10 protein-coding genes and 1 tRNA gene are annotated in these 13,311 nt (G+C 68.2%); 7 read left to right on the forward strand and 4 right to left on the reverse strand.

What is annotated here, in order from left to right; genetic code table 11:
- Positions 1 to 2: 2 nt before the first annotated feature.
- From ABEG17_RS08265 to ABEG17_RS08275, 3 genes are read right to left on the reverse strand one after another with little or no spacing between them, the layout of a single operon-like run.
- Positions 3 to 1,385 carry a PP2C family protein-serine/threonine phosphatase gene (locus tag ABEG17_RS08265; RefSeq protein WP_406832799.1) on the reverse strand — a complete coding sequence of 461 codons (1,383 nt, stop codon included), beginning with the start codon at positions 1,383 to 1,385 and terminating at the stop codon, positions 3 to 5.
- Positions 1,386 to 1,395: 10 nt separating this feature from the next.
- A complete protein-coding gene (locus tag ABEG17_RS08270) occupies positions 1,396 to 1,914 on the reverse strand; it encodes an FHA domain-containing protein (RefSeq protein ID WP_406832800.1) in 519 nt (172 codons plus the stop codon).
- A 9-nt stretch (positions 1,915 to 1,923) separates the two neighbouring features.
- A complete protein-coding gene (locus ABEG17_RS08275) occupies positions 1,924 to 2,856 on the reverse strand; it encodes an FhaA domain-containing protein (RefSeq protein ID WP_406832801.1) in 933 nt (310 codons plus the stop codon).
- Positions 2,857 to 3,109: 253 nt separating this feature from the next.
- On the opposite strand from ABEG17_RS08275, the gene ABEG17_RS08280 reads away from it, so the two are divergent.
- From ABEG17_RS08280 to ABEG17_RS08310, 7 genes are all read left to right on the forward strand, one after another.
- Positions 3,110 to 3,192: transfer RNA gene (locus ABEG17_RS08280), tRNA-Leu, on the forward strand.
- 419 nt (positions 3,193 to 3,611) lie between these two features.
- Complete coding sequence (locus ABEG17_RS08285; protein WP_406832802.1) at positions 3,612 to 4,025, forward strand: hypothetical protein; 414 nt, start codon at positions 3,612 to 3,614, stop codon at positions 4,023 to 4,025.
- Between the two features lie 121 nt (positions 4,026 to 4,146).
- Entirely contained in the window at positions 4,147 to 5,340 is a 1,194-nt protein-coding gene (locus ABEG17_RS08290; RefSeq protein WP_406832803.1) for a tyrosine-type recombinase/integrase, read from the forward strand.
- A gap of 172 nt (positions 5,341 to 5,512) precedes the next feature.
- On the forward strand, positions 5,513 to 7,456 hold the full coding sequence (locus tag ABEG17_RS08295; protein WP_406832804.1) for an N-6 DNA methylase: 1,944 nt from the start codon (positions 5,513 to 5,515) through the stop codon (positions 7,454 to 7,456).
- Positions 7,453 to 8,673 carry a restriction endonuclease subunit S gene (locus tag ABEG17_RS08300; RefSeq protein ID WP_406832805.1) on the forward strand — a complete coding sequence of 407 codons (1,221 nt, stop codon included), beginning with the start codon at positions 7,453 to 7,455 and terminating at the stop codon, positions 8,671 to 8,673. The genes ABEG17_RS08295 and ABEG17_RS08300 overlap by 4 nt, the downstream gene beginning before the upstream one ends.
- A 7-nt stretch (positions 8,674 to 8,680) precedes the next feature.
- Complete coding sequence (locus tag ABEG17_RS08305) at positions 8,681 to 11,677, forward strand: type I restriction endonuclease subunit R (protein WP_406832806.1); 2,997 nt, start codon at positions 8,681 to 8,683, stop codon at positions 11,675 to 11,677.
- 134 nt (positions 11,678 to 11,811) lie between these two features.
- Positions 11,812 to 12,261 (forward strand): hypothetical protein, encoded by a 450-nt coding sequence (locus tag ABEG17_RS08310; RefSeq protein ID WP_406832807.1) that lies wholly within the window; start codon positions 11,812 to 11,814, stop codon positions 12,259 to 12,261.
- Positions 12,262 to 12,298: 37 nt separating this feature from the next.
- Here the strand turns inward: ABEG17_RS08310 and ABEG17_RS08315 are convergent, their stop codons facing one another.
- Positions 12,299 to 13,153: a hypothetical protein gene (locus tag ABEG17_RS08315; protein WP_406832808.1), complete on the reverse strand. Its 855-nt coding sequence runs from the start codon at positions 13,151 to 13,153 to the stop codon at positions 12,299 to 12,301.
- Between the last annotated feature and the right edge of the window lie 158 nt (positions 13,154 to 13,311).

A 13,311-nucleotide genomic window follows, 5' to 3' on the forward strand; every position in this document is an offset into this window, starting at 1 on the left:
GCTCAACGGGTCGTCGTCGACGGCGTACCGGTCGTCGTCGACGAGGTCGTCGGGGTGGTGGAGGTCGTGGCCGGTGTCGTGGACGGGGTCGTGGTGGTGGCGCCGGGAGTCGGGCTCGGGCCGAGGGAGTCGCTGGCGCAGGTGCCGCCGGTGGCCCGGCTCACCGCGCACTTGGACGCCTCCACGCGCAGCTCCGCGACCAGGGCCTCGGCGTCCTTGAGGGTGTCCTTGGCGATGGAGGCCTCGACCTTGCTGCGGTAGAAGTCGGGCAGGTCGCTCACGACGACGTCGGAGGGTTCCTCCACGTGGGACAGCGCGATCGGGCCGAGGTCCTGCGAGACACCCTGGAACACCGCGACCTTGCCGTCGCTGGCGCCCACGAAGTACTGGCTCTGGGACCAGTCGTACGCGGCATACGCGCCGCCGCCGAGGACGATGAGGACGACGGCGAGCACGGCGGCGCGACGCAGCCAGCGCCTGGAGCCCTGCGGGGCCTCCTCGGCCAGGGTCACGTCGTCGTCCCCGTCGTCGGCGCCGGTGGCCGCCCGCGTGAGCGCCGCAGCCTTGGCCGCCGGCGTGACGGGTATGGCGCGGGTGCCCTTGGTGCGCGTGGAGGCGGCACCGACGATCTGCGGCTGGGTGGGCGGCCCGTCGACCTTGGTCAGGTCGACGACGTCGCCGATGACGATGGTGACGTTGTCCGGGGCGCCGGCCTTGAGGGCGAGGTCGACGAGCCGCTCGGCGGTGCGCCCCGGGGCCTCCCCTGCGGTGACGATGTCGGCGATGGTGTCGCCCGCGACGTAGTCGGTCAGGCCGTCGGAGGCGATGAGGTAGCGGTCGCCCATCCGCGCCTCGCGCACCGTGACGTCGGGCTCGTCGTCGACCTGACCGGTGAGGACCCGGGTCACCAGGGATCGCTGCGGGTGGCCGATCGCCTCGTCCTCGGTGATCCGCCCCTCGTCGACGAGGGACTGCACGAACGAGTGGTCCTTGGTGATCTGGGTGAGCTTGCCGTCACGGGCCAGAAACGCCCGAGAGTCACCGATGTGGGCCAGGACGAGCTTGTTGTTGGACCGCAGGATCGCGATGAGCGTCGTGCCCATGCCGTGCAGGCTCGGGTCCGACTTGACCATGTCGGCGAGCTCGTCGTTGGCCGAGCTGATCCGCTGCAGCAGTGCCTTGCTCGCCTCGGCGCTGCCGAGCGCCTCGCCGTCGAGGTCGGCCAGGGCGCCGATGACGACGCTCGAGGCGATGTCGCCGCCCGCGTGCCCGCCCATGCCGTCGGCCATCGCCAGGAGTCGAGGGCCGGCGTAACCGGAGTCCTGGTTCTCCGAACGGACCATCCCCACGTCGGAGCGCGCGGCGTAGTTGAACGCGAAGGGCATGTCGTCGCGTCTACTTCCGCAGCTCGATGACGGTCTTGCCGATCCGCAGGGTGGTGCCGACCTCGACGCGGACGGGACCGGTGAGGCGCTCGCTGCCGAGGAAGGTGCCGTTGGTGGACCCGAGGTCCTCGACGAACCAGGCACCGTCGCGCTGGTAGATCTTGGCGTGCCGACCGCTGGCGAAGTCGTCCTCGAGCACGAGCGCGCACTCGGGGTTGCGGCCGATGACCGTGCCGGCCTCCCGCAGCGGCAGCCGGGTGCCGGTGAGCGCGCCCTGCGTGACGACCAGGGTGCCGGGGGTCGACGACTGCTGGCGGCGGGAGACCTTCGGGGACGCGGCGGCCGGCTGGTCGGCGGACGTCGCGTCCCGGGACGGCGGACGCTTGGCCGGCGCGGGCTTGCGGGGCGTGCGGCTGACGACCCGTGTGCCGTAGATGTCACCGCGCAGGACGCCGACGACGCTGAACACGAAGAGCCACAGCAGGACGAGGAGCCCGAGACGGATGATCGTCAGGGTGAGTTCACTCATGCGTGGAGGTCACCGCCGCCCGGCGCGGTAGACGACGGAGGTGCGTCCCACCGTGATCCGGTCCCCGTCGGACAGGCGTTGGCTCGTGATCCGTTCGCTGTTGACGAAGGTGCCGTTGGTCGAGCCGAGGTCGCGGATGCTCGCGATGAGGTGCGGCCCGTCGTTGGTCACCCTGATCTCGCTGTGGCGCCGGGAGATGCCCGGGTCGTCGAGGATGATGTCCGCCGCGTCGTCGCGCCCGAGGACGGTCATGGCCCCCATGAGCGGGTAGCGCTCGCCGTCGACGTCGAGCCACGGGCGGTCGGCCGGGTTGACCCGGCGCGGCGGGGCCGGCGGGGCCACGGGTGCCTGCGCCTGGGTGGCCTCGAGACCGTCGTCGTCCAGCGCGGGCCGCGCAGGGCGGGCCGGGACGGCCGGTCGGGCCGAGGGAGCCGGCGCGGGCACCGGGCGGGCGGAGTGCGGCGGGAGGGCCTCGGCAGCTGCTGCCGCGGCGGCGTCGGAGGTGGCGCCCGGGCGGGGACCCGGCTCGGCGGCATACCCGGCGCTGCGGCGGGCGGGGGCGTCCCCGGGGCGGCGCGCGGTCGAGGTCCGCAGGCGGAAGACGCCGGTCTCGAGGTCGTTGGAGCTGGCGAAGCTCACCTGCAGCGGGCCGCCGGGCTGGTAGCGCTGGGACTCCGCGTGCTCCTGGGCCGCGGCGATCAGCTCGTTCTCGAGCTCCTCGTCGTAACCACCGAGCCGGTCGTAGTCGGTGTCGGAGAGCTCGACGGTGTAGAGGTTGGGCACGATCGTGCGGCCCGGGCCCAGGATCGCGGCTCGGTCGTCCATGGCCCGGCGGATCGCTGAAGCGATCTCGACGGGCTGGACCTCGGACTTGAAGGCGCGCGCGAAGGCACCGTTGACGGCACGCTCAAGGCGTTGCTCGACCCGGTCGAACAGTCCCAACGTCCGGCCTCCCTTCGCTGACTGGTCCTCGATCGTAACCGGCTCGACTGGCCGCGGCTCCCACTGCGACCCGGCGCCACGCAGGCACTGGACGCAAAACGGCGGTTGCGCAGCGAAACGGCACCTGTGGGCCCGGGTTTTGCCGCGCAACCGCCGTTTTGTCGTGTCGGGGTGTCGTCGTGATGGTGTCGCGACGGGCGCGAGCGGGGCCGGTTTGGAGTTCCGGGCGTCGATACAGCACACTGATCACCGCGCGCGAGTGGCGGAACGGCAGACGCGCTGCGTTCAGGTCGCAGTGTCCGAAAGGGCGTGGGGGTTCAAATCCCCCCTCGCGCACGCAAGAGTGGGGAATCCCCCACGACCCCGGCCGGGTGGCCCGACGAGAGTCGGACCGCCCGGCCGCTGTCATGTCCGGGTCCAGGAGACCGTCCGGCGCGGCTGCTTGCCCGCCCGGGTCCCTCTCGCCGTTCGCGCCACTGGCGCCTCCACCGGTCCACATCGGTGCTTTGCGAGCCGCCGAGGGCGCGGATAGCACGCCGATTGCGCTCTCCGCCGGACTCGACACGGACGAGGCCATGCCTCACGCCCTGGACACCCACCTTCGCGCCAAGCACCAGGTCGCGGCGATCGCCGGGCGCGTGCCCACCCCGGAGTCCGTCTCGCATGCTCGGGACACAGCAGCGGTAGTGGTCCCCCTTCGTCGAGCGGCCCGGACGCCCCGCGACGGAGTGCGCCGACGCAGCGCCGTAGCCCCTTTGGACACCCAGCACCGGCTCTTCGTGACGAAAGTCGCCGCTGAGCTGGGCTGGACACCGAGCACCGCGCTCGTGCTGACAATCGCCGGCGGATCCGTCGTCGTGCGACCCGGGACTCAGACAGGCCCGGAGCTGACACCGGTCCGCCTGGACGCTCAGGGGCGGCTGCGGCTGCCCACCCGAGTCCTGGCAACCCTGGATCTGCAGCCGTCCGATGCGGTCCTGGCCGTGGGACTGCCCCAGCTGGGAGAACTGCGTCTGTTCGCCGCCACGGATGTCGCCCAACTGGCGACCGGTCCCCTGACCCTGCCCAACGGTGCAGACGAACCCGACACACGGGTCGCCGCGCAGGTGTCTGTGCCAGCACGTGCCAGCCGGGTACGCGCGGCGTTCAAGCCGGTCGCCCCAGCCTGACCCCTGCTCCGTCCGGGGCGACTGCGCTCCAGCGCCGGCTACGGACCGTGCTCTCTCGTAGCCACATCCGGTCACACGGCAGCACCTCACACACAACTCCCAGTAGAGAAGGACAGGAACGATGACCCTCACCACGCTCGCCCCCTCCCCCGACGACAACGACCCGATCGCCCAGCAGCTGGTCGCCCAGGTGGCCACCATGCGCACCCTCCTGGCACAGGGTCTGCTTAACCCGGCCGCCCTCGGACTCGCCGCCCCCGCGCACCGTCCGACGCTGGTCCCCGGGGAGCGCATCACCGTCCGCGACCTGGCCACAAAGACGCGCCTGGGTCTGAGCGAAGGCACGCTACGCACCTACGGCACCTACCTGTGCTTCCTGGCCGATGGGTGGCCCGCCGCGGCCGCACCCGCGGACAAGCTCTATCCCGGCCTGGGCGACCGGTTCGCCGACGATGTGCTGGCCGCCGACCTTGAGGAGGCACTGCGCTGGGTCGGCCGGCGCGCCGCCCTGGGCGCCCACCGACGCGCGGAGGTCCGCCAGCACATCGGCCGGCACGTCCTCGGTTCGGACGGCAAGGGAGCGGAGTACAACGCGGTCGGCGCGTGGCGCGCCATGTTCAGGGTGGCGGTCAAGAACCGGCACCTGGCCAAGGGATTCGACCCCTCCCAAGAGATCGAGAAGCCGCAGCGACTCAAGGGCTCGCGTCTGCCGCTAGAGCAGGCGCAGATGGACCAGCTGTGGGCCGTCGTGGAGAACACCGGGGACGACCCCGAGCTCGACGCGCTCCTTTGCACGACCATTCTTGTGTCCGGCGCACGTCGTGAGGGCCTGACGAACCTCACCCTCGGCGGAGTCGACCTGGACGAGTGCACGATCCTGCTGATCGAGAAGGGCATGGGGCGCAAGAAGAAGGTGCACCAGCCCGTCCCGGACTGGCTGGCGCGTGACCTGCACGAGTTCGCCGAGGCACGTGGTGCTGTGCGCCCCGACGACAAGGTGTTCCGCACCCGCGGCACCGTCGCCAAGGCGCCGAAACCGATCACCGACCGCCGCTTGGACTACCTGTTCCAGAGGGTCCAGACGAGCCTGCCGTGGGCGGACAAGAAGCAGGTCACGGCCCACGTGCTGCGCCACCACTCGGTTGCGGTCATCCAGGCCGCCTCGCGCTCCGCCGTTTCTCAGGAGTTCGCCAGACACGAGCCGGAAGGAACGCACGCCCTGTACGGGCGGGCCACTCCCAAGGAGGTAGCCCGGGTCGTCGTCCAGGTGTACGGCGGCGACCACCCGTGGCTCCATCGCGAGGACACCGACTGAAAAGTGTCAGCCACCTTCCGCCGACGTGCCCGAGTTGGGCACGTCGGCGGAGATAGCGGCCGCCGGGCTGACGCTTGCCGAGGCAAGCACATGCGAAGGATGATCCGGGTCAGACTTCGGGGCGGGAGACCACGAGCTACCGTGACCCCTTCAACACCTGTGAAGGGGAGTAATGGCGCCGGTCGGCTTCGAGGACAAGGTTGCGTTCGTCTGGAAGGTGGCCGACAAGCTGCGCGGGACCTTCAAGCAGCACGAGTACGGCGCTGTCATGCTTCCGCTGCTCGTGCTGCGCAGGATGGATGCCGTGCTCGCACCCACCCGTGACGAGGTCCGCGCGAAGGCTCACGAACACCCGGAGGGACGTCCCGGGCGCGAAGCGATCCTCGAGAGGGCTGCGGGGCATCGCTTCTACAACACCTCGCGGTTCACGTTCTCGACCCTGCTGAGCGACGACAAGAACGTCGCCGCGAACCTGCGCGACTTCGTCACCCGGCTCTCCCCTGCCGCACGCCGAGTTATTGAGGCCTACGAGCTCGACGCGCGCATCGAGCGGATGGACCGAGCTGGGCTCCTGTATGCCGTCCTGGCCGACTTCGCCGACCTCGATCTACGGCCGTCGGTTGTCTCGAACGAGGCGATGGGCTACATCTTCGAAGAGCTCCTGCGCAAGTTCTCCGAGATGAGCAACGAGACCGCCGGTGAGCACTACACCCCGCGCGAGGTCATCCGGCTCATGGTCGACCTCCTCGTCAGCGGACCCACTGCCGTCGAGTTGCAGGAGAACCCCGTCCCCGTCCGCACCGTCTACGACCCCGCCGCCGGCACCGGCGGCATGCTCATGACCGCGATGGCCCGCATCAAAGAGCTCAACGACAAGGCCATCGTCAACGTCGCCGGACAGGAGCTCAACGACGAGACCTGGGCCATCGCCCAGTCCGACCTGATGATGCAGGACATCGACCCCGCCCGGATGCGCAACGGCAACACCCTGACCAAGGACGCGTTCGCCACCGAGAAGTTTGACCTGTGCTTTTCCAACCCTCCGTACGGCGTGGCGTGGAGTGCCTACGCAGCCGCCATCAGGGACGAGCATGAGCGTCTCGGCCACAACGGCCGCTTCGGCGCGGGGCTGCCGCGAATCTCCGACGGGTCCCTCTTGTTTCTCCAGCACATGCTCAGTCACATGAAGCCCGACGGGTCCCGCGTCGGCATCGTCCTGTCCGGCTCACCCCTGTTCTCCGGCCAGGCCGGCTCCGGCGAGTCCGAGATCCGCCGATGGATCCTCGAGAACGACTGGCTCGAGGGCATCGTCGCCCTCCCGGACCAGATGTTCTACAACACCGGCATCTCCACCTACGTCTGGATTCTCACCAACGACAAGGCCCCCGAAGCCGCAGGGCTCGTCCGGCTCGTCGATGCGCGTGAGCTCGGCACCAAGATGCGCAAGTCGCTCGGCGACAAGCGCAAGGAGCTCACCTCGGCCGCGATCGACGACATCGTGCGGCTGTACCTCGGCGCGCTCGACGAGTCCGCCGACGACGTCCGAGTCAAGGTGATGGCCCGTGAGGCGTTCGGGTTCCAGCGCATCACGGTCGAGCGGCCGCTGCGGCGCCGCTGGGAGGTCACCCCCGAGGCCGTGGCCGCCGAGCCGTTCACTGCGCATGCAGGACTCATCGGACAGAGGTTCGACACCGAGCAGGCTTTGCTGGCCGCTGCGCCGGGGTTGACCACAGCCCACAAGAAGGCCCTCGCCAAGGCCTGCGCCATCGCCGACCCTGACGCACCCGTCGTCATCGGCCGCGGCGGCAAGGTCGAACCGGACCCCGACCTCCGCGATGCGGAGAACGTTCCACTTCCCGCCGGCTGGTTCGAGCTCGACTTCGAGGGCCGCCTCAAGGCCCTCGAAGCAGACGCCGAGCACCACCTCGCCACCGAGATCCACGCCTACGTCCCCGACGCCTGGATCGACCACACCAAGACCAAAGTTGGTGTCGAGATCCCCTTCACCCGCCAGTTCTACGTCTTCACACCGCCCCGGCCCGTCGCAGAGATCGCCACCGAGATCAAGAACCTCGAGACCCAGATCCAGACCTGGACGAAGGACCTTGGACTGTGAGGCTGACGCTTGGTCAGGCTGCGGAAGTCCGCCTCGGCAGACAGCGCTCCCCGGAACATGAGGTCGGCGAGCACCCGGCTCAGTACCTCCGATCCGCGAACGTGCTGGACGGACAACTCGACCTCGTAGACGTGAAGACCATGAACTTCAGCCCGGCGGAGCGTGAGATCTTTGCGCTGAAAGATGAAGACGTCCTAGTGACCGAGGGCAGCGGAAGTATTGACACGGTAGGGACCTCGGCGGTCTGGCGGCAGGATCTCCCAGGGGTGGTCTGCTTTCAAAACACCTTGCTTCGCCTCCGGCCGCGGACTGGAATCACGACCGGTCCCTACCTGGCTTGGTGGGCCCGTCACGCTCGCCTGTCTGGGCAAATCGCCGCAATCTCATCGGGTGCAAACATCAAGCACCTTGGCAGTGATGGCTTGAAGCGCCTGGCCATAAACGTTCCGTCACTTGAGGATCAGCGGCGAATCGCGGACTTCCTCGACGACCACGTCGCCCGCATCGACAAGATCATCAATGCACGTCGAATCCAACAGGTAAATGTGCGGGCCTTGTGGATGTCCAAGGTCGATGAACAGATCCGGGATTCGGCGCCGTCACAGCGGCTTGCATGGTCCCTCTCATTGTCAGCCGTAGGTGTAGTTGTTAATCCCTCGACCTACTTCCGCGATGAAGGCGTCCCGTTCGTGCACGGATACAACGTCCGTGATGGCTACCTGGATCTTCGTGATCTCAAAAGAATGAGCCTAGAGGATTCGATCGGCCTCAGTCGGTCTCGCCTCCGGGAGGGTGATGTCCTCGTAGTACGCGCGGGATATCCGGGGCGTGCGGCGGTCGTCGGCGCCGACCTGGCAGGTGGAAACTGTGCGTCGGTTCTGCTCCTTCGGCCCGAACCGCGACTCGCTTCTCACTGGCTTGCGGCATTCTTCAACTCGCCGCTTGGCAAAGCGGCGGTTGAGCGTGTCCAATACGGTGCAGCCCAAGGGGTCATCAACCTTTCCGATGTGCTCGCCATGTCGATTCCTGTGCCAAGCATCGACGAGCAGCACCGACGCCTGGTGCACATCCGTATGACCGAGGAGGCAATGCGCGCTGGCAATGAGGCCATGGAACGTCAAGTTGCCGCCCTCGTGCAGTACAAGCAGTCGTTGATCACGGCGGCTGTGGCCGGTGAACTCGATGTGACGACGGCGGGGAGTGGGATTCCGGGATGAGGGGCGCATGAGCATCACGCAGGAGTCGGCGTTTGAGGCGAACATCGAGGGGCATCTGCTCAGTGCTGGCTGGGGGAAGACGTCGCCGGGCGGGTATGACCGCAAGCAGGGCTTGTTCACCGATGAGGTGATCGCGTTCGTTGAGGAGTCCCAGCCGAAGGCGTGGGCGCAGTTGGTGGCGCGACACGGTGGCGAGGGGACTGCGCGAGTCCGGTTTCTCAAGGTCGTCGCCGACGCGCTCGATCACCGCGGCGTGGTCAGCGTGCTGCGTTCCCCGGTCAAAGACACGGGCGTCTCGATGCGGCTGTGCTTCTTCAAGCCGGCATCGGCGCTGAACGAGGAGCAGTCGCAGCGCTACGCCGCCAACCGCCTGTCGGTGGTGCGTCAGCTACATCACTCGGAGTCACGCCCGATGGACTCGCTCGACCTGACGCTGGTCGTCAACGGCATCCCGGTCGCGACGGCTGAGCTGAAGAACCCGTTGACCGGGCAGGGCCTGGAACAGGCAATGAGGCAGTACCGGGGCGACCGGAACCCGCACGACCTGATCTTCGCGAAGCGGGCACTGGTGCACTTCGCCGTCGACCCACACCGGGTAGGGATGACCACCCGGCTGGCCGGTGAGGAGACGGTGTTCCTTCCATTCGACCAAGGAAGCGCGGGCGCCGGCCGCTCGGGCACGGCAGGCAACCCGGCCGCCACCGGGTACCAGACGGCATACCTGTGGGAGCAGGTGTGGCAGCGCGACGCGTGGCTCGAGCTGCTCGGCTCCTTCGTCCACGTTGAGGACGGTCGGGTGCTCTTCCCCCGCTTCCACCAGTGGCACGCGGTGCGAACCATCCTGGAAGCTACCTACCGTGACGGCGCCGGCGTCGACCGGCTCATCCAGCACTCGGCCGGGTCGGGGAAGTCGAACACCATCGCCTGGACCGCACACGCACTCTCCCGGCTGCACGGCCCGAACGAGGAGCCGGTGTTCGACAAGGTCGTCGTCATCACGGATCGCAAGGTCCTGGACCGTCAGCTTCAGGCGACGGTCTCCGGGCTAGAGCACACCCCGGGCACGATCGTCCGGATCGACGAGAAGTCCCAGCAGCTCAAGGAGGCCCTCGAGGGCAACGCGGCCCGGGTCATCATCACAACGCTGCAGAAGTTCCCCGTCGTGGCGAAGCTCGCTGCGCAGGCCGCAGCCGAAGGTGAGGCGCGAGGGGTGGTGGGACGCCGGTTCGCCGTCATCGTCGACGAGGCGCACTCCTCCAGCAGTGGTGACTCGGTCGCGAAGCTCAAGAAGGTTCTCACCGGCCAGGACGCCCTCGCAGAAGCCGAGGCGAACGAAGCCGAGGTGGACACCGCGGAGGAGCCAGACGCGGCCCTGCTGGCCAGCGCGCAGCATCGGGGCAGGAAGAAGAACCTGTCGTTCTTCGCGTTCACCGCGACCCCGAAGCCGAAGACCCTCGAGACGTTCGGGCAGGTCGACACCGAGGGGCACAAGCGGCCCTTCCACACCTACTCGATGCGTCAGGCCATCGCCGAGGGCTTCATCCTCGACGTGCTGGCGAGCTACACGACGTACTCGGTCTACTACAAGCTCGCGAACGCCCACCCCCGCAACGACCCCGAGTTCGACACCCGCAAGGGCCGAGCGGCCCTGGCCCGGTTCGCGTCGCTGCACCCGTACCAGCTGGAGGCCAAGGCCGAGGTCATCGTCGAGCACTTCCGCGCCAAGACCGCCGGCAAGATCGACGGGGGCGCCAAGGCGATGGTCGTCACCCGCTCCCGGCTGCACGCGGTGCGGATGAAGCAGGCCCTGGACGCGTACATCGGTCGCAAGGGGTACGCCGACGGCGCGCACCCGCTACGCACCCTCGTAGCGTTCTCCGGGCCGCTACGCGACCCCGACGACCTCAGCGCGCCAGCCTGGACCGAGGCCGGCATCAACGGCTTCCCCGAGGGGCAGCTACCCGAGCGCTTTCACGGCGGCGACTACCAGGTGCTCGTCGTCGCCGAGAAGTACCAGACGGGGTTCGACGAGCCGCTGCTTCACACCATGTACGTCGACAAGAAGCTCGCCGGCGTCGCCGCCGTGCAGACACTTTCCCGGCTCAACCGCACCCACCCCGGCAAGGAGGACACCTTCGTCCTGGACTTCGCCAACACCAGCGAGGAGGTCCAGGACGCGTTCGAGCCGTTCTACGAGGAGTCGTTCGCGGCGCCGACCCAGCCCAACGTGCTCTACGCGATGGAGCACGACCTACTGGCCGCCGGCGTGCTGTCCATGCCAGAGATGGAGGCCGCGGTCGCTGCCCTGCTGTCGGAGGATCCTGCGCAACAGTCGGTGCTCTACGCCAACCTCCTCCCCGCCGTCGGTCGGTTCACCGCCCTCGACGAGGACGGGCAAGATTCCTTCCGCGGCACTCTGCAGAGCTTCTGCCGCGGCTACGCCTTCATCGCGCAGGTCATGCCTTTCACCGACACCGATCTCGAGCGGCTCTTCCTCTACGGCCGGCTTCTCATGCTCGACCTGCCGGCGCGGGAGAACGACCCCATGCCGCAACTCAGCAAGTCGGTGCAGATGACCCACCTACGCATCGCGGTCACCGCCGAGACCGCCATCGAGCTCACCGGAACTGACGCGCCCGGCACCGCCCTGCCCGGCGAAGGCAAGGGAGTCGGCACCGAACCCGTCCTCGACAAGCTCTCCGCGCTCATTGCCGCGATGAACGACCGGTACGGAGCCGACCTCGGCGACGCCGACAAAGTCTGGGTCGACCAGCAGTGGACCGTCGTCATGGGCGACTCCGACATGGAAGCTGTCGCCCAGCACAACGACCGCTCCCAGTACCAGATGGTTCTCGAGCAAAAGATCAAGGACCTCCTCCTGGACCGACACGAGAAGAATGGTGTCCTGTTCGACCTGTTCTTCGCCAACCCCGACTTCCAGAGCTCCCTGTTGCACTACCTGGCCGGCACCTACGACGAGTTCCGCCGCCAGGCGACCGGGTGACGTCCTGTCGCGCCCTACCGCACCACCCGCGATGACCGAGATGGTGCCCGTGGCAGTGGATCAAACACGAGTCGTACATGACTACTCCTAATCTGCTAATCTGAGAAAGAGAGATCAGCAGATTAGGAGTAGTCATGTACGAGATCAACATTGACGAGGATGTTTACCGCGAACTCGAGCGTCATGTGAAGGGCTTCGAGCAGCCGAACGATGTGCTTCGCCGACTGCTCCTTGTGGGACAGGCGGGCGACGACTCCCCAGCTGGCGCGACGGAGTACATCGCACCGAAGAGGCGGCCGCGGCCCGGCCGGCTCCTGCCGCTCCTTGAGGATGGCCTTATCGAGGCCGGGGACGGCCTTGCCCACACCCAGGTTCGGAAGGGCTTGACGTTCCACGGGGTCGTCGACGGCGACGGCTGGATTACCTGCGACAACAAGGCATTCGTGGCGCCCTCGCCTGCTTTGGCCTCGGTCGTAGGAAGCCAGATCGACGGGTGGGCACACTGGGTCCATGAGCGCTCTGGCAAGACGCTCCGCCAACTCTCCGAGAACGCCGGGCGTGATCGGCCTAGCAGGCAAAGGTAAGCCTTCGCACTGCCCGCCAGGGACCGGTGGACGGCCGTCAGTGGGCCCGGTTCTCGCCGTTGCGGCTGCAACGGCGGTGTGGTCGCTGGAGTACCTCCGGGTGAGAGGCACGGTATGACGCCCGTGCCTGACGCAGGGACATGGTCCCGGCGGGGTAGATCACGGCCCGGCCCCCGATGTGGGTGCGTAGCAGCCGCGGACATCCCGTGGCGCCTTGGTGCTCCCGGGTTGTGACGTCTCGTCTGCTTCGCTGTGCGGGGGTACGTCCGGCGACGGTGATGTCGGCGGCGTGTGCGGCGGCGAGCAGGTCGTCGACATCCATAGCTACGGGCGGGTCCTGGTTGAGCACCAGCCGGATCAACTGCTCCCGGGTGGTGCCTCCGGTAGCACTGGGCTCGTGTGGGTGGAAGACCTGACCAAGGATCAGGCCGGCGAGGCGCTGGCTGGTGCGCATGGCCCAGAGCCGCTGGTGCCGGGTGGCTGCCAGCGCCGCGGTCGGCGCTGAGGTGCGCGTGTTCAGGATGGTGTGACGGGTGCTGATGGCCCGGGCCAGGCTGGCCTCGATCAGCAACAGCGCGTTGGGGTCTATGGGGCGCTCGGTCCTGTTGATGAGCACGACCGTGTCGGGAATGAGGCGCCCTTGGCGGTAGGTCCACTGCCGCAGGGACACGCCGCACCTGACCATCTGCTGGTCCAGTGCAGTGCTGGTACCCACGTAGGCGCCGTACCCGGTGCTCTGCCCCGTGGGGCTGCTGGTGGTGCCGGCCAAGACGTAGAGGTTGGCAGCGAGCATTTGCCGTAGGGCGGAGACGGTGCAGCCGTCGGGAAGGTGGAGGAAGGTGATGGTCAACTGGTCGGGCAGGGTGACGGTGCGGCGACGGATCACGGTCATGGAGAAGGCCTCTCGCTCTGGGCGCCGGGAGTTGGCGGCAAGGCACAGTTGTAGGCCGTTGACCGGACATCGCCGTGATCGTTGCGGGCGGTCTCCGTGCGTCCCAGACCCCAGAGGCAGGCAGAAGTGCGGCCCCCACCAGGGTGGTGGGGGCCGCT

The organism is Pedococcus sp. KACC 23699 (assembly GCF_045348425.1).
Lineage (GTDB): Bacteria > Actinomycetota > Actinomycetes > Actinomycetales > Dermatophilaceae > Pedococcus.

What these genes read in the sequence shown, in the direction of transcription:
- ABEG17_RS08265 (WP_406832799.1), bottom strand. Translation starts at nt 1,385, where the DNA reads ATGCCCTTCGCGTTCAACTACGCCGCGCGCTCCGACGTGGGGATGGTC.
- ABEG17_RS08270 (WP_406832800.1), bottom strand. Translation starts at nt 1,914, where the DNA reads ATGAGTGAACTCACCCTGACGATCATCCGTCTCGGGCTCCTCGTCCTG.
- ABEG17_RS08290 (WP_406832803.1), top strand. Translation starts at nt 4,147, where the DNA reads ATGACCCTCACCACGCTCGCCCCCTCCCCCGACGACAACGACCCGATC.
- ABEG17_RS08295 (WP_406832804.1), top strand. Translation starts at nt 5,513, where the DNA reads ATGGCGCCGGTCGGCTTCGAGGACAAGGTTGCGTTCGTCTGGAAGGTG.
- ABEG17_RS08305 (WP_406832806.1), top strand. Translation starts at nt 8,681, where the DNA reads ATGAGCATCACGCAGGAGTCGGCGTTTGAGGCGAACATCGAGGGGCAT.
- ABEG17_RS08310 (WP_406832807.1), top strand. Translation starts at nt 11,812, where the DNA reads ATGTACGAGATCAACATTGACGAGGATGTTTACCGCGAACTCGAGCGT.
- ABEG17_RS08315 (WP_406832808.1), bottom strand. Translation starts at nt 13,153, where the DNA reads ATGACCGTGATCCGTCGCCGCACCGTCACCCTGCCCGACCAGTTGACC.